Source organism: Bradyrhizobium sp. AC87j1 (genome assembly GCF_002936975.1).
Taxonomy (GTDB): Bacteria; Pseudomonadota; Alphaproteobacteria; order Rhizobiales; family Xanthobacteraceae; genus Bradyrhizobium; species Bradyrhizobium shewense.
In genome coordinates, this window is record NZ_PTFE01000008.1 from 87,502 (window position 1) to 101,592 (window position 14,091).

20 protein-coding genes and 1 pseudogene are annotated in these 14,091 nt (G+C 58.1%); 1 reads left to right on the forward strand and 20 read right to left on the reverse strand.

Annotated elements, in window-relative coordinates; all coding sequences use genetic code 11:
- Positions 1-65: 65 nt before the first annotated feature.
- The 13 genes and pseudogenes from CV770_RS07365 to CV770_RS07425 all read right to left on the reverse strand — a co-directional run bounded on the left by CV770_RS07365 (position 66) and on the right by CV770_RS07425 (position 7,881).
- A pseudogene (locus tag CV770_RS07365) lies at positions 66-1,266 on the reverse strand (DegT/DnrJ/EryC1/StrS family aminotransferase).
- Complete coding sequence (locus tag CV770_RS07370; RefSeq protein ID WP_104461831.1) at positions 1,256-1,531, reverse strand: DUF6129 family protein; 276 nt, start codon at positions 1,529-1,531, stop codon at positions 1,256-1,258. Before CV770_RS07370 ends, CV770_RS07365 begins: the two are co-directional and overlap by 11 nt.
- Before the next feature lie 34 nt (positions 1,532-1,565).
- Positions 1,566-1,925: a DUF3024 domain-containing protein gene (locus CV770_RS07375; RefSeq protein WP_104461884.1), complete on the reverse strand. Its 360-nt coding sequence runs from the start codon at positions 1,923-1,925 to the stop codon at positions 1,566-1,568.
- A 15-nt stretch (positions 1,926-1,940) separates the two neighbouring features.
- Positions 1,941-2,204, reverse strand: coding sequence for a nitrogen fixation protein NifZ (locus CV770_RS07380; protein WP_245453694.1), 264 nt, complete (start codon positions 2,202-2,204; stop codon positions 1,941-1,943).
- Positions 2,176-2,490 (reverse strand): nitrogen fixation protein NifZ, encoded by a 315-nt coding sequence (locus CV770_RS07385; RefSeq protein WP_104461832.1) that lies wholly within the window; start codon positions 2,488-2,490, stop codon positions 2,176-2,178. Before CV770_RS07385 ends, CV770_RS07380 begins: the two co-directional genes overlap by 29 nt.
- 96 nt (positions 2,491-2,586) lie before the next feature.
- Positions 2,587-2,823 carry a hypothetical protein gene (locus CV770_RS07390; protein WP_210203157.1) on the reverse strand — a complete coding sequence of 79 codons (237 nt, stop codon included), beginning with the start codon at positions 2,821-2,823 and terminating at the stop codon, positions 2,587-2,589.
- 12 nt (positions 2,824-2,835) lie between these two features.
- Positions 2,836-3,060, reverse strand: coding sequence for a 4Fe-4S binding protein (locus CV770_RS07395; RefSeq protein ID WP_104461834.1), 225 nt, complete (start codon positions 3,058-3,060; stop codon positions 2,836-2,838).
- Between the two features lie 10 nt (positions 3,061-3,070).
- Positions 3,071-4,570 (reverse strand): nitrogenase cofactor biosynthesis protein NifB, encoded by a 1,500-nt coding sequence (gene nifB / locus CV770_RS07400; protein WP_104461885.1) that lies wholly within the window; start codon positions 4,568-4,570, stop codon positions 3,071-3,073.
- Positions 4,571-4,972: 402 nt separating this feature from the next.
- Entirely contained in the window at positions 4,973-5,836 is an 864-nt protein-coding gene (locus CV770_RS07405) for an SIR2 family NAD-dependent protein deacylase (protein ID WP_104461835.1), read from the reverse strand.
- Positions 5,833-6,057: a putative nitrogen fixation protein NifT gene (nifT, locus tag CV770_RS07410; RefSeq protein ID WP_104461836.1), complete on the reverse strand. Its 225-nt coding sequence runs from the start codon at positions 6,055-6,057 to the stop codon at positions 5,833-5,835. Before nifT ends, CV770_RS07405 begins: the two co-directional genes overlap by 4 nt.
- 5 nt (positions 6,058-6,062) lie before the next feature.
- A complete protein-coding gene (gene nifS, locus CV770_RS07415) occupies positions 6,063-7,235 on the reverse strand; it encodes a cysteine desulfurase NifS (RefSeq protein WP_104461837.1) in 1,173 nt (390 codons plus the stop codon).
- Positions 7,232-7,582 carry a NifU family protein gene (locus CV770_RS07420; protein WP_245453695.1) on the reverse strand — a complete coding sequence of 117 codons (351 nt, stop codon included), beginning with the start codon at positions 7,580-7,582 and terminating at the stop codon, positions 7,232-7,234. Before CV770_RS07420 ends, nifS begins: the two co-directional genes overlap by 4 nt.
- On the reverse strand, positions 7,561-7,881 hold the full coding sequence (locus CV770_RS07425) for a HesB/IscA family protein (protein WP_104461839.1): 321 nt from the start codon (positions 7,879-7,881) through the stop codon (positions 7,561-7,563). Before CV770_RS07425 ends, CV770_RS07420 begins: the two co-directional genes overlap by 22 nt.
- A gap of 272 nt (positions 7,882-8,153) precedes the next feature.
- Here CV770_RS07425 and CV770_RS07430 point away from each other — a divergent pair, with 272 nt between their 5' ends.
- A complete protein-coding gene (locus CV770_RS07430; RefSeq protein ID WP_104461840.1) occupies positions 8,154-8,744 on the forward strand; it encodes a hypothetical protein in 591 nt (196 codons plus the stop codon).
- Positions 8,745-8,753: 9 nt separating this feature from the next.
- Here the strand turns inward: CV770_RS07430 and CV770_RS07435 are convergent, their stop codons facing one another.
- The 7 genes from CV770_RS07435 to nifN all read right to left on the reverse strand — a co-directional run bounded on the left by CV770_RS07435 (position 8,754) and on the right by nifN (position 14,084).
- Positions 8,754-9,149, reverse strand: coding sequence for a Rieske (2Fe-2S) protein (locus CV770_RS07435; RefSeq protein WP_104461841.1), 396 nt, complete (start codon positions 9,147-9,149; stop codon positions 8,754-8,756).
- A 440-nt stretch (positions 9,150-9,589) separates the two neighbouring features.
- The gene (locus CV770_RS07440) at positions 9,590-10,309 is read right to left on the reverse strand and encodes a host specificity protein (protein ID WP_104461842.1); all 720 of its coding nucleotides are present in this window, start codon (positions 10,307-10,309) and stop codon (positions 9,590-9,592) included.
- A gap of 982 nt (positions 10,310-11,291) precedes the next feature.
- A complete protein-coding gene (fdxB, locus tag CV770_RS07445) occupies positions 11,292-11,591 on the reverse strand; it encodes a ferredoxin III, nif-specific (protein ID WP_104461843.1) in 300 nt (99 codons plus the stop codon).
- A gap of 11 nt (positions 11,592-11,602) precedes the next feature.
- Entirely contained in the window at positions 11,603-11,803 is a 201-nt protein-coding gene (locus tag CV770_RS07450) for a CCE_0567 family metalloprotein (RefSeq protein WP_104461844.1), read from the reverse strand.
- A gap of 8 nt (positions 11,804-11,811) precedes the next feature.
- Entirely contained in the window at positions 11,812-12,276 is a 465-nt protein-coding gene (locus tag CV770_RS07455; RefSeq protein WP_104461845.1) for a NifX-associated nitrogen fixation protein, read from the reverse strand.
- A 6-nt stretch (positions 12,277-12,282) separates the two neighbouring features.
- Entirely contained in the window at positions 12,283-12,678 is a 396-nt protein-coding gene (gene nifX / locus CV770_RS07460; RefSeq protein ID WP_104461846.1) for a nitrogen fixation protein NifX, read from the reverse strand.
- Complete coding sequence (nifN, locus tag CV770_RS07465) at positions 12,675-14,084, reverse strand: nitrogenase iron-molybdenum cofactor biosynthesis protein NifN (RefSeq protein WP_104461847.1); 1,410 nt, start codon at positions 14,082-14,084, stop codon at positions 12,675-12,677. Before nifN ends, nifX begins: the two co-directional genes overlap by 4 nt.
- Positions 14,085-14,091 lie beyond the last annotated feature (7 nt).

Below are 14,091 nucleotides of genomic sequence, written 5' to 3' on the forward strand. Positions count from 1 at the left end.
GATGACAAACACTATGATCACCGCAATCCAATTCTCGTTCTTCCGTGTGTTGGATCACCATCATCTCAGTAAATCGCTGCACCGGCTCCCACGTTGATCGACGCATCTTTCATGGTCTCGACGACAAACTCGATCTGCTTGTTCGTGATATGGGTGTGAAACGGAAGCGCCAGGGCGCGCTCGGCTATTTTTTCCGTAACCAGGAAGTCGCCACGCCGATAGCCGAAGTCAAAGTAGTGACGTTGCAAGTGCAGCGGTTCGCTATAGGCGGCAGATTCAACCTGTGCTCCGCGCAGATCATCCATGATGGCGTCGCGCGCCGATCGCGTGAAGCGCGTCCCCAGATGAACGAGATAAAGCAACCAGTTCACCTCGGTCACATGGGGTCCAACATTAAGGCGGCTTGATGCCCTCAAATGATTGCATATGCGCTTTGTATAGCTGCTCGACCAACCGACGCCGCTCCAGGATTTCACCGAGGCGCTTGAGCTGCGCCAGGCCCAAGGCAGCCGTGAGATCGCTCATGCCAGCCTGGTAAGGTGCCGTGTTACCGACGACAAAATGAGGAGCGCTCGTCCAGACGATGCAGGCGATGGCGACGCAAGCCGACCGCGATGTCGACATCGTCGGTCACCACCATTGCGCCTTCGCCACAGGTTAGGGCCGCCGGCTGGGCAAAGTCGAACACCGCGAGGTCGCCCAATCGGCCGACGAGCTCACCCTTGTAGCTCGATCCGACCGCCTCGGTGGAATCCTTCAAGAGCAGCAGCTGATGGCGCTGCCCGATCGCGCGTAGTTCCGACCATGGCGCGGGATGACCGTTCGGATTGCCGGCGACAATTGCCCGCGTTTTGGCGGTGATGCACTCTTCGGCCTTCGCTGGGACTAATGCTCCGGACCAATAGTCAGTATCGGCAAATACCGTGCGTGCGCCTGCGAGACTGATGGTATGCGCGGTCTCACGAAAGGAGTAGGGCGAGGCGATAACCTCTTGCCCCAAGCCGATGTCGAGCGCCTTAAGCGCAAGCAGGAGCCCGATGGTACCACTCGAGACCGCAACAGCATATTTGCGGCCAAGATAGGCCGCGAAAGCGTGCTCAAACGCCTCAGTGATCTGCCCGTTGGAGATGCGCGGCGAACACAGCACCGTTCCAGCGCAGAGAGCTCGGCGAAGGCGATGTCGGGATGCGACAATGGAATGAATGATGTATTCTCCTCCAAAGTATGCGCGCTACCAAGACGATATTCTGCTAGTTCAGTGCTCATCGCCAACATTCCTTCTGGCCAATACGACGCCGGTCGCCAGCGACGGATCGGCCGTAATCCGCACGCAGTGATCCGATCCATCGATCAGATGAAGGTCGAAACACGGAAACTGCCGGAATGGCTGATCCGCCACATCCGACGCATCACAGCGCACCCAAGCAAGCTGCGGAAAGCGGCGCCGCAGCTCGACAAACGGACCCATCTCGGCGCCATCGGCTGCAAGCAGCCGCTCGATTTCGATCACTTCCTCCGCGGTGAGCGCCATCGTGGCTCCTCTATGACTGGTGAAAGGCGGGGCGTCATTGCCAAAACAGACGCTCCGGATCCGCATTCAATTCGTCGATTGCCGAAGTCAACCGGTAGTAAAGGCTGTGAAATTCCCAGATTTCTCTCGCGTGGTTCTTGCGAAACAGCTTCCAGACCCCGCTCACGGCATCATAAAGAACCAGCGCGACATCGATGAGAGCGCCATCCTTGTTGATGTTGCGCGAGCAACAGGGGCTCTCGACGAGGTAGCCGCCCCTCACCGGCGTCACGTTCGGCGAGACGTAGAGATAGCGCTGGCGCGAGCTCAAGCCGCGCTCGATCCGTTTGCGATCGAGCTCGTTGGGGTGAGGCACTAGCCCGGCCTTTACCTTTCTCATCAGCGCAGCATTCATGGCAAAAGCCTCCAATCAGAGCACTGTGATTTCTTTTTCAAGACAGCCGATGAGCAGCTGCTCACCAAAATCGACAATACAGATCGGCACGTTCGCTTCGGTATGGATCGCGACGTTGATGATCTCACCGGTCGCTCCGGCGGCGAGCAAGACTCCTTCGGGCTCAGTATCGGTAAATGAGCTGTCGTTGAGGAGGTCGACTGCGGTCTTGACCCGCCGGCACGTCGGTATTTCGGAAAGCCGGGCTGCGTCATGACTCGTCCGGCAATGGCAGATCATCGATCTCCTCGCAGGCATCCACCAGCTCCAGTTCCTTGCGCTTCATGCCAACGCGGTAGCCGCTTTCCAGATACTCGACGCCGTAGATGTAGAATTGTTGCAGGAACGTGCCGATCGATACGACGTAACCCACCTCTCCCTTCTTGACTAAAACGTCGCCAATCTCCTTGCCGCGATAGGTGCCATCATTGCGGATGGTGCGATTGGCCCGCACCTTTTGGCCAAAGCTGAAGACAGGCGGCTCGCTGAGCTCGACGACGTCGCTGTCGCGAACGATGCTGTTCATGTACCGCTCCTCATGCATCGCTCTTTAAAGATGCGGGATCTGCCTCGCCCACCGCAGGCGAGATCCTGCATCATGTCATCGTGGCGCGGCACTGAGTCACCTCGACGATGGCAGCGCTGCCGAGAAGGCCGCGCTCGGCATCGCGAAGCGCCTTTGGACCATCGCGCGCAATGAAATGGCCACCAGGGCCGTGCTGCCGACCAGCAACAGCACGATCGTAGGGCAATCCAGCGCTGTCGTCGTCCGTGATGGAGAACCGAACGTCGGGTCGACGCCAACGCGCAGCACGAAGCTTACGACGGTTTCAGCACCAGCCCTTGGCATGCCAATCATCGGCCTCACACTTTAGGCTGGCGCCTGGTAGCGAGGCAAGGATGTGTCAACCACGCAGGTATTGTCGACCGGACAGGCGGCGACACATTGCGGGTCATCGAAATGGTCAACACATTCAGTGCATTTCGCCGCTTCAATGACAAAGCTCCCCCCCTTCTCCGAGATGGCAACGTTCGGACATAACGGTTCGCAGGCTGAGCAGCTCGTACACTGCGAGGCGATGATCTTGAATGGCACATATTCCTCCTTACGCTGCAGAGATCAGAGATCCTTGCTGGATCACAGCGTCGCCGCGCTGCACGTGCTGGATCTCCCCGCGTTTCACCTTGTCCAGATAGGATTTGAACCAGGCGATCGCCGACTTCTCGATGAACTCATGGGCGTATTGATCGACCGGCTCGATCCCCGCCTTGATCAGATTGCTTTTCGGGCAGTCGCCAATCTTGGACACGAAGACCGCATGGCAGTCATGGATGCCACGCATGATGGCGGAAAGCCTGTCCTCCTCGCCATAACCGCCCTGGCAGTAAACGTCCACGCGGCGGTGGCCGACGAATTTGGCGCTGGATGTAGAAAGTTCGTAAACCTGGAACTCCTTTGCATGCCCAAAGTGCTCGTTGATCAACCCCGAGCCCTTGGTTGCGACCGCCACTAGAAGAGTGATCGCGCTGATCTCTCCGGCAAATTCCGCAAGCTCCTTTTGGGCGGCCGCGACGTTGGCGGCACGCTCATCCTCTACCCTGTCCTGATAACCCTTGCGCATCTCTAGGTCATATTGGACGTCCATTTTCATGACCTGGCCGGCGGTGAATTCTGCGCCGCGATCCTCCCCGAGTAGACCAACCGCATCGGCGCGGCACTGGCGGCAATGCCGCATCATTGTTATCTCCCCTTCACAAGCATCTTGCAGCGCCTTCAATTCCCACGCAGTCGGTCCGCGCTGACCGTTGAGGCCAAATACGGTGCCGTGCTCGGTCGCGGAGATCAGTGGCATGATATTGTGAAGGAATGCACCGCGCGACTTCACCGCCTTGTTGACCTCGACCAAGTGGCGGTCGTTGATGTTTGGGATCATCACCGAGTTGACCTTGCACAGGATACCCCGTTCGCTAAGCATCTCGAGGCCTTGCAGCTGGCGATCGGTGAGTATCCTTGCCGCGTCTATGCCAGTGTAGCGCTTGTGGTTGAAGAAGATCCACGGGTAGATCTTGGTGCCGATTTCGGGATCGACCATGTTGATGGTGATGGTGACGTGGTCAATTCTAGACTTGGCGATGGTATCAATATGGTCCGGCAGAGCCAGTCCATTGGTTGACAGGCACAGCTTGATATCTGGAGCCGCCTTAGCGACCAGCTCGAAGGTCTTGAACGTCTTTGCTGGATTGGCCAGGGGGTCGCCGGGACCAGCGATGCCAAGGACCGTCATCTGCGGAATGGCGGTCGCGACCGCGAGCACTTTTCTTACCGCCTGCTCAGGCGTGAGCTTCTCGCTCACGACACCCGGACGCGATTCATTGGCGCAGTCGTATTTTCGGTTGCAGTAGTTGCACTGCATGTTGCAGGCAGGCGCGACCGCGACATGCATGCGGGCGTAATGATGATGCGCTTCTTCGCTGTAGCAAGGATGGTTCTTGACCTTTTCCCAGGTTTCGATCGGCAGATCGCCTTGCCCTGCCTGCGAGCCGCAGCTCGCCTGCCCGGTGTTGGCCGAAGCGCGGCAGCCCTTATGGTCCGCGGCGGGCTTCATCTCGCCGCCATCCACTGCAGCTTTGACATACTTTCCGCGTCTGACGACCGCGTTCATTCTCATTCTTCCCTGTAGGCATCATCGGCCTCCCCGGACCATCCGTGAGCGAGCCTCGAGGAGCTGGGTAGCAACTTGCATGCCATGGCCAAGACGATGAAATTGCAGCCATACGGCAACGAGTTAGCAGAAACGATGGGCGCTGGCGCATGTAAGAACATGCAATGATGCGCTTGTTGAGAATGCGACAGATACTTCGCCATTCTCACGCAGCGCTCCATGGCTTGTGCATTCATTCTCGCGCGGAGCTCGCCGGAACCCGGCTCCACCTGAACGGGTCTTCTCGTGTTGCGGCTCTCGCAAATATGTTGACACGAGCTGGGGGATTCGGGCTTCACAAGGACGCTAGTTGGTGATCAGTATCTCAACCGCGCAAGAGAGCCCAATCGCAAGCGGTGTAAGGCCTTGCTCGAGTAGAAAGCGGAGCTCGTTGCGAGAGAGCGCGTCCGGATCAACGATCGCATAGTGGGTGTCGGCCGAGCGCTTGATGATCTGCCGGGCATAGCTACGCAAGAGCTGGTCGTTGAAGCGACAGCCGATGAAGAGAAAGGTCTGTCCGATTCGCCTTTCCTTGATGATGTCCGGAATTGGCGTCTGAATGTCGATTTCGGTCAACGCCTCGACATAGTCAGCGTCGGAGATAAGGAAGTTCTTGGCCGGCTGCACGCTGCCATGCGGCTTGTACAACACCGTCGCCCAGCTGCCGGCCACGGCACTGTCGACCTCTTGGCCAAGTGAATCGTAAAAGCGATACCAGCAATTCTCGCCAATGCCGATGCGGGTGATACCCTGCACTTCGCCCCATCCATCGCGCTTACCCAGCGCCGAGCGCATGGCGGCATCATACCAGGCGTCGACTATGACGGGCAGCGAAAGGGACGCAAGATGATGGTGCAACCGCGTCGGCTCGACCGGTCGAGCGAAGGCCTGCATCATCAATGCCGTCACGGAGGACCGGTGTTTGCTGATCTCGATATGCTGCGCCGACGCCCACGCATTGCCCCTAGCCCGCCGCGGCAGCGCAACCTTGCTCGCGAAGAAGCTGGCCAACGCCTCTGGCGTGGTCGGCATATCGGATCTGCACAACTCGGCGAGGCCAGGACCGAGATAGGGAATGACGCTCGCGGCCCTCAGGCCGGCAGCGATGTCCACGAGCGTCGCCTTTGCATCGGCAGCATCGACAAAGTCAATCTGCGGGGGCGCCTTCACGGATCGCCCCCGTTGTCACCCCGTTTTTTTGCGTTGATTGTGATCGGTAGCCGTGTGTCGCTCGCCATCTCGGGCAAATCGAGCACCCAGCCATTAGCTACTTTGATCCAGCCGCCCCATAGCGTCTCGTACTCGGATTCCACGATTGGCTCTTCGAGATCTTTTTTTGGCACGTAGATTGACAGGCCCGCGTCCGGAGACCGGCGGATCATGATTTTCACGAGGTCTACTCCCTGACTGCGACGGGGGAGGTGGCGCGCAGGCGAGCCGCGATGTCGGACACTGCGCACACGACGTTATCGACCTCCGCGAAGGAGGTTTCACGGGACAGGGAAAAGCGCACCGCGCCACGCATCCGCCACGCCGGCACCTGCATGGCACGCAGAACATGGGATGGCTGCATTGAGCCAGCGTTGCAGGCTGATCCGAGCGACACGGCAATGCCCACCCCATCGAGATGGTGGGCGATGGCTTCGCCTTCGAGATGATCGAAGGCAATATTGGCCGTGTTCGCTAATCGATTGCTGATATCGCCGAGCGCAACGCACTCGCCGTTGTGCAAAATTCCCTGCTCAAGGCGGTCGCGCAACGCGCCAATGCGAATGCGCTCCGGTTCGAGCCGCTTCGCCGCAAGCTCGGCGGCCTTTCCCAGGCCAACAATGCCGGGAATATTCTCAGTTCCGCCGCGGCGCCCTCGTTCCTGTGATCCGCCGCAGATCAGCGGCCGGAATTTTGTCCCTGTGCGCAAATATAGCGCGCCGATGCCCTTGGGCCCGTGCAGTTTGTGCCCAGATAGCGACAGCATGTCGATCGCACTGTCCTTTAGGTTCACGCGCACCTTGCCGACGGCCTGAACCGCATCGGTGTGAAACAGCGCGCCCGCCTCACGGGTCAACCCGGCCAGAAACTCCACGGGAAACATCGTTCCGGTCTCGTTGTTGGCCCACATAACCGAGGCAATCGCTGTACGTGGCCCGAGTGCGCCGCGAAACGCCTCGATGTCGAGCCGGCCGTGGGCATCTACGGGTACGATGCGCGTCTTGACTCCTCTTGCCGCCAATTGCTCGGTTAGCGCAAGAACGGCGGAGTGCTCAACTGAGGTGGTGACGATCTCGTCGCGGCCTTCCTGCATCGCAAGCGCAGAGAGGACCGCGGCGTTATTGGCCTCGGTCCCTCCCGAGGTAAAAACGATTTCATGTTCGTATGCGTTCCCTAGTAGGCCCCGCAAGCTACGCCGGGCCTGCCTCACAGCGACTGCGACCTCGCTGCCGAAGGCATGCGTGGACGAAGCATTGCCGAATTGCTCCGTGAAGAACGGCAACATGGCTTGCACAACGGATGGATCCGTCCGCGTCGTTGCATTGTTATCGAGGTAGATCGGCACTCGATTTTCGCTCAATGCACTGCCTCGCCTGCAGCAGCGACGGGGATCAGGCGAACCAATTCGCCGAGTTTACCGACCAGCCGCGCCTGAATGCCTTTCAGCGTCACGATCGAAAGCTTACACAACGTGCAGGCACCGGTGAGCCTGACCATGACCGTGCTGCCATCGATCCCCATCAGGTGACGGTCGCTATCGTCGCGTTGCAGATTGGGTCCGATCTCTTCGATTGCGCCGCGAATGCGACGCTCTCGGTCTGTCGCAGTGGACGACGATTGCCTCAGTTGTCCGGTTCCGCCGGCATACTCCGATGACCTTCTCAGCAGCTGAACGATTTGTCTCATCAGCTGAACGATTTTCCGCATGAGCAGTTCGCGGTGGCGTTCGGGTTGTGAAAGGTAAAGCCAGAACTCTCCAGCGCCATTACGAAATCGATGGTCGTGCCCATCAGATGCTCACAGCTCTTGTTATCGACGAACACCTTCAGCCCGTCGCATTCGATCACGGTGTCGTCAGGCTTCGGTTCTTCGACAAGACCCATCTTGTATTTGAATCCATTGCAGCCGCCTGCTTCGATCATGACGCGCAGACCGCCAGTCGGGTACGTCGAGGATGAAATCGCGCTCTTGATTGCATTCACTGCGCTATCCGTCAGGTTGATCACGGCTTTCCCTCATCAGCTTGGATATAGCTGCTAAGGGCAAGCCACGTGCCAGCGCGCAGGCGCTTCATGATGCTCACTTTTTCGGATCGCGCCTGTTTGCTTTGCAACCGGTGTCGCGTTCCCGACAAGGCTCCTTGATGCGATCGCAGCCACTGAGGCATTTTCTTTCTAAGCTACGGCGAAGGCCCCTACTCATGCGACGGCAAGCAATTTGCATCGCATCTGGGACCGGCAAAGGCGTCGGTGACGAGCTTAGATCGAGGACGAATTTAATGACTGCAATCGAGAACAGCGCACTCGGCAGACTTGAGAAGGAGGGCCGCTTGCTCAATGCCGTACTCAAAGGCGGGACTACCAAGCCGGGCAGGTTCGGCTTTCGCGGCGACGTCGCACTAAAATTCCAGACTCAGGTCGCGGACGAGAAACGGCCGCCAGAATATTCGATTGAGCAGGTGTTGACGATCGCGCAGGACGGCGAACGCACTATTCCGGTGCTGGCCGGCTACCTGCATTCCTTCGCCTATCTTGCTGACGTCGCGACCGTGCTTGACGGCGCCTTAAGCCCAACCGGCAGCTACTTCATGTTCTGCAACAACATTGACTTGCTGGCGAAGTACCGAGTGAAGTTAGGTGACATTAGGTTCCACATTCTACCGTGCGATGAATCCACGGTTTGGAAGGAGATGATGGACCTGGTGGGGCTCAACAAGGACGAAATCAAGAAGCTCGATCCGGGCGGCAAGCTTGATTACCTCCTCGATGCCGCAAAGGATCTCGACCTGTCCTACGAGGAGATCTCGTACGACGACGGGCTAAAGAGGATGGAGCCCGTGAAAAACCGCAACGAGAACCGGCCCGTCTGAGCGCGGTCTTCAGGTGTGGGCCGATGCAACTTCTTCGACAAGATGCACACCAACGACGCAGATATCACCATCCAGAACTGCCAACGCGATCGGCGTGAGCGCTCTACCTTGACATGGACCTTCGACGCACCGGCCGGTGCCGAGTTCGAAGGTCGAACCGTGCTTGCCGCACATCAGCCGGATACCGTATGGGTCGAGGAATTCGTTCCGCTCCCAGTCCAAGTTGACGCCGTTGTGCGGGCATTTATTGGCGTAGCCAAGCACCTTTTTGCCCCAGCGCACCACAATGATGGACCATGGCCGGTGATTGCCGTGCTCATCGGCGACCATAAGGTGGAATCCCACGGCCTGGCGGCTCGGAATGTCGTTAAAGCTGCAGATCGCGTAGATGGGATTTGGCTTCATTTATCGCCCATTTATTGCAAGACGCTTTTCATTGTCGCTTTGCAATCAACCTGCAAGAACCATACAAGTGCAGGGCTCACCCAATTACCCGACGCATAATTCAGAGCAATCAATTCGACAATTTGGGCCTTTGCCGTTTCCATGAAGGCCGTGCAGGTGCAGCTTTCGGGTCCAAGCCCTTTGCACCATTTGCCGGATAGCTGCCTGCGGTGGCTAGTCGTTGCTGCTCGTTGATGGCCACTCCGTAGGGAGCCCCCGCTACGCCCCCTCGGATCGCGCATCCCACCGCAGCTTCGTAAGCACCTTCGGAGCAAGGTTGAACGGACGCTCAGCCGGCGGGGGCGACGCAGCGAGCGTGCGCCCCTTTGAGTCCGTTGAGCCTTGGGGTAGAACGGTCAAATGTCCGTCATTTCAGGCCCGCTGCTGCTTCTGCAGCCAATTTACTCCATGTGCATCCCGCTAAGAGCGCGCTCCAAGTAGAATGAAGGGTCATCGTCCGACGAATCCTGAGGACCGACATCACTGCCCCCATCTTTGGAAAGATACTTCGTAGGCTTGCCGACCCGCTGCCACTCGTCGTTCTCGTTCTTCGCCCACACATCGGGGCGCTGGTGAGGATCAAGCGCCCAGTGGTTACGACCCACGTGAACAAAACCCATGTCCGCTAGACGTGGTTCCATGCCCGTCCGGGCCGGCTGCGACAAGATGAGCGGATGGTCCCCGTCCTCTCGCAGCTGATGTTCTAGCAAGATATCGCCAGCGTTCTCGACAAGCGGATGAGTCACCCTAAGATCTACGACGGATGTGATATCATTGCGCCCAAACTGCTGCTGAAAATGGTCTCCTTTAATCCGAGCCGGGCCACCTGCTCTTAGAAGCCCGACAACTTCGTCGCCCAACCGATAGCTGTAAAATCGTGCTGGCTTATTTGGATCGTCGTAGGTGTTGGCGTAACTTCCAGCAACCGTCGCTGCGCGCTCAGCCTTCTGGGAGACGAAGTCCGAGTACTCTTCTGGGCTCTCGGCGATCTGCCTGATATCATTGCGCAAGAATCTCTCAACTCCGCGCAAGAAGGACTCTCGGTCGATCTCTCTAATGGGCGGTTCGGAAACGAGAGAGTATGACGCCGCTGGTTCGGATGACGAGCCACCTCGCTCCATTCCTGCAACTGTTTCCGCAAAACGGGGACTATCTCCCGCTTCTGACGAATCGTCAGTTTGGTTACCGGTTGTGAACTGGCTGGATGAGCCAACGCTTCTGCCATACATGAGAGCACTCTCCTATCGGCAAAGTTGCACGCAACTGAGCTCGTGCCGTGCAAGCTCTGCCGGCTAGGATAGGATTCCTAGCTGACCACAACCTGACCAAAGCCTCGGCGCTTCGGCGTGACTACCCGACGCACTCTGCGCGTGAGTTACAGATAGTCGCTGCGACAAGCCGCGATCTGTGGGTAGAATCGCACGTAAGATCGCCGGCTGCCGATCCGTCAAAGAGACCGACGTCTAATGATAATGACTTGCAGGTTCCTATCAGCAGATGGGTATGCGGCCCGACCAGATGCCCGCCAACGACAATTAAAGACCTGCGTGCCAAGTGCTCCGTGTCCTGATTTGCGATGTGCTATCGATGTCCACGTGCTCTATTGCAACCACGGTGTCCTGGGCAGCGAAATGTCCTCCGCCACCGGGCGAGCGCAAAAGACCAACTAAGGTGTTTCCGGCACATCACGTTCACTATAGAGATCGACCATCTAGGAAGACATCACTATCCACGATCGGCGGCGCGGCGGACAAGTAAGCTTCTCCTGATCGTAAGCAGACATGCACAGCATCCCCTCCGATCAAATCGCCCGACGTACTGGCTACCTGCCTTGAACTATGCTTCTTCGGGCTTCGTCATGACGGGCATTTCGATCTACTTAGCGCTGCGGGAGGCGCGGCTCGCCTTCTACGAATAGGCAGACCTTGGAGACGAGCGGTTGTGAGCAACGGCGATTGCATCGGCATAACCTAGCCGGCGCCCAACCATCACCGGGCAATGCTTGCGCCTTAGCTCGCTCGATCTAGCCATTCAATGTTGATCGAGATCCTTCTGGCGCGCCGTCCCCACCATGAGTGCCGCGACAGAACGAGGTGTGCTCGCTCACGCCGCTTCAGAAACGGCTGAAGTGTGAGTCTGGCAGTTGGCCGGACAAACCCTGGCGCATGCACCGCACCCGATGCAGGCGCCTTGATCATTCAGAACCATAATCTTCTTTTCGATCTCACCGTCCTCGTCGCCATCGAGCTCGACAAGTTCGCCCTCATCGCTGATTCCTTTCAACGTCATGACATCTCGACCGCACACCTTGAAACAGCGACCACAGCCGATGCACTTCTTGGCGTCGATCGAGCTCAGGTATTGTGGCGTCCAGTCGCGGCCGTCGCGCGTTGCAAATGACATGCATGGCTCCTTTAACTATTTTCGAGCGTCTTCAAGTGATGACTCTTGCGCTCGAATTCGGCATAGGCATCGTGCGCCTTCTGCGCCACCACCATGATCGAGGTCCAATTGATGGGTAACTCTTCCGAAAGGTCGTGCAGATCCATCTTGGCCTGTATCGCCTTGGCCGATACTTTCTTTAGTTCGGCCTTCAGTGTTTCACGATCGCTCATGAGTATCCTCAATAGTTCGCCACGTCCGGAAATTTCCGAATCAGGTCGATTCCGTCGCTGACATATTTGTCGCCTTCCTGCGCGAGCTTTACGAAATTATCGAATCCGAAGCGATGCACGTCGCGCAACTGCTTGTTCACGGCGATCAGCCGGCCTGAGATGAGCACCATGCGGCCGAAGCCTTCATGATGCAGATCCAGAATCGGCTGGATCATCCCGCCGGTCTCCCTTTCGATCGAGAGCGCGACGGCATCGAAGAACAGCTTAAGCCGCCACAGTGTATCGGGATCAGGATCACCGATAATCGGCAATGCGCGCCTTTTCTGCTTGTCCAGGATATACGGTCCGAGCAGTTCAAGATCGCTCTTCGCCTCCCAAGCTCCGTTGGTATCCTGAGCGCGCCAAATCTTGATCAACTCCTTGAGGAACGGCGCGTCGACGGCGCTGTCCTGTTGCTCTATTTTTGCGGTCATATCACCTCATTCGTCGAACTCGAACGGACGCGCTCGGTCCTTTGCCATGGCCTTGCGTAGCCAGGGAGGTGGCGTGCCCTTCAGTACGCGCTCGAGTTTTTCGAGCAACACCAGAATGCTTTCTGGCTTGTTCACCTTGATAGGATGGATCTTGTTGGCCACCACTCGCGCAGCCCCGGCACCACCAATGGCGGCGACGTAAAGGATTGCGCAATCCTTGATCGCCTCGATCTTCGGCACCAACTTGTCGTCGTTGCCGTCTTCCTTAAGATCGCCCTCAAACTCAATCGCTTTGAGAAACAGGTGCCCTCCAGGCGTGACATCGTAGATTGCGATATTCTTTGCCCAACCAAAATGGGCATCGACTCGTCTCAGGTCCTGAGTGGCAAACGCGACCTTCATCCAATTGCCCCCCCAGCCGAGCCGTTGGAACTGTGATAGCCCGAGCAACGTGGCGGTCCGGACGCAGTCCGCCATCTATCGGGCGTAGGCTGATCGTTTTCCTCGCGGTGCGCGATCACGAGGTTGGCGATTTCGAAGATCAGATTGCGGGTACCACGATAGCCCACGGATAGTTGGTGTCCCGCACCAATTCGATCGAACATCGGAAAACCCGTACGATATAACGGCAATTTCAGCCGAGCCGCCGCTTGCCTGCCATGCGAATGCGTGATCAGCAGGTCGCAATGGTGTGTTTTGGCAAGCCCTTCCAAATCCTCGAGATCGCCAATGAGCACCTCCTTGGTCTTGATCCTCTCGATCACCTCCGACTGGGTGGTCGTCACAGCCGCTGTCACCTGCGCGCCCATGTCGTGCAGCATGCCGGACAGATCGAACAGAAGGTCTGGCTCAGCGCCGATAGCAACTTTGCGGCCCCCAATATGGAAGTGCGCGTCCAGCATTGCATCGGCGAGCTGACCTCGCTGGCGCCGATATTTCAAGGGTATGGGGCGGCCGCTGATCTCGCTCAAGAACGTCATGAATTCGTCGTTCGGACAGAGACCACACATCCGCTCGAAGACGCGAAAAGGCACGCCGGTCTTGACCTGCATGACCTCCGCCGCACGCTGCATCTGCGCCCCGATTGCAATCGTCCATCCGGCGCGGCCCATGCTCGCGATTTCGTCGACGCCGATGCCGCCGATGGTCGTGGGCGTAAACTCATCGGGGATATGCCCATCGAGCGATCCCGCCAGGTCAGGGAGGAAGGACGGGCACAAGCCGAAATCCTCCACTATGACACGGAGTTCATCAAGGTCGCCGGGCGTGAGGTGACATCCCGGCAGAACATTCACTTTCGACGGGTCCCGCAGGCCATTGGCGCTGGGCCCTTCCACCAGCACCTCCACAATGCGCGCCACAGCCTTCTCCCAGCCGTCCTGGAACGCGCCCTTGAAATCAGGCGTCGAGACATACACCAGTGGCAACTTTGCGAGTTGCGGATGCTTGCTCCGGATTAGCTTGAGGTAGGCATCCACATCGTCGCCGTTGGTCTCGGTGACACCGGTTGAGCAGATTCCGATGATCTTTGGCTTAGTACGGTTGTAGATGTTCAGTATCGCCTGCTCGAGATTCTCATAACCGCCAAGTACGGTCGCGACCTCGCTCATCGCGGTGGTCTGCAGCGGTACTGCCTCTTTGAAATGCCGGACGAAAAGCGTGAGTCCGAAGGACGTGCATCCCTGGGAGCCGTGCAGAAGCGGCATCGCCCCACGCAGCCCCATGAAGGCGAATGCGCCGCCGATCGGCTGGCTCATCTTCAGCGGGTTGACAGCGCAGGCTTTCGTCGGCGCCGTGACGATGGCCATGACGCCT

Excerpts from the sequence above, each read along its gene's own strand:
- CV770_RS07390 (WP_210203157.1), bottom strand. The coding sequence starts at position 2,823 with ATGATTGGCATGCCAAGGGCTGGTGCTGAAACCGTCGTAAGCTTCGTG.
- CV770_RS07385 (WP_104461832.1), bottom strand. The coding sequence starts at position 2,490 with ATGAACAGCATCGTTCGCGACAGCGACGTCGTCGAGCTCAGCGAGCCG.
- CV770_RS07370 (WP_104461831.1), bottom strand. The coding sequence starts at position 1,531 with ATGGCGCTCACCGCGGAGGAAGTGATCGAAATCGAGCGGCTGCTTGCA.
- fdxB (WP_104461843.1), bottom strand. The coding sequence starts at position 11,591 with ATGTCATTTGCAACGCGCGACGGCCGCGACTGGACGCCACAATACCTG.
- CV770_RS07420 (WP_245453695.1), bottom strand. The coding sequence starts at position 7,582 with ATGCGGAAAATCGTTCAGCTGATGAGACAAATCGTTCAGCTGCTGAGA.
- CV770_RS07430 (WP_104461840.1), top strand. The coding sequence starts at position 8,154 with ATGACTGCAATCGAGAACAGCGCACTCGGCAGACTTGAGAAGGAGGGC.
- CV770_RS07440 (WP_104461842.1), bottom strand. The coding sequence starts at position 10,309 with ATGGAGCGAGGTGGCTCGTCATCCGAACCAGCGGCGTCATACTCTCTC.
- nifX (WP_104461846.1), bottom strand. The coding sequence starts at position 12,678 with ATGAAGGTCGCGTTTGCCACTCAGGACCTGAGACGAGTCGATGCCCAT.
- nifN (WP_104461847.1), bottom strand. The coding sequence starts at position 14,084 with ATGGCCATCGTCACGGCGCCGACGAAAGCCTGCGCTGTCAACCCGCTG.
- CV770_RS07455 (WP_104461845.1), bottom strand. The coding sequence starts at position 12,276 with ATGACCGCAAAAATAGAGCAACAGGACAGCGCCGTCGACGCGCCGTTC.
- CV770_RS07380 (WP_245453694.1), bottom strand. The coding sequence starts at position 2,204 with ATGATCTGCCATTGCCGGACGAGTCATGACGCAGCCCGGCTTTCCGAA.
- CV770_RS07435 (WP_104461841.1), bottom strand. The coding sequence starts at position 9,149 with ATGAAGCCAAATCCCATCTACGCGATCTGCAGCTTTAACGACATTCCG.
- nifB (WP_104461885.1), bottom strand. The coding sequence starts at position 4,570 with ATGAAGCCCGCCGCGGACCATAAGGGCTGCCGCGCTTCGGCCAACACC.
- CV770_RS07375 (WP_104461884.1), bottom strand. The coding sequence starts at position 1,925 with ATGAATGCTGCGCTGATGAGAAAGGTAAAGGCCGGGCTAGTGCCTCAC.
- CV770_RS07450 (WP_104461844.1), bottom strand. The coding sequence starts at position 11,803 with ATGAGCGATCGTGAAACACTGAAGGCCGAACTAAAGAAAGTATCGGCC.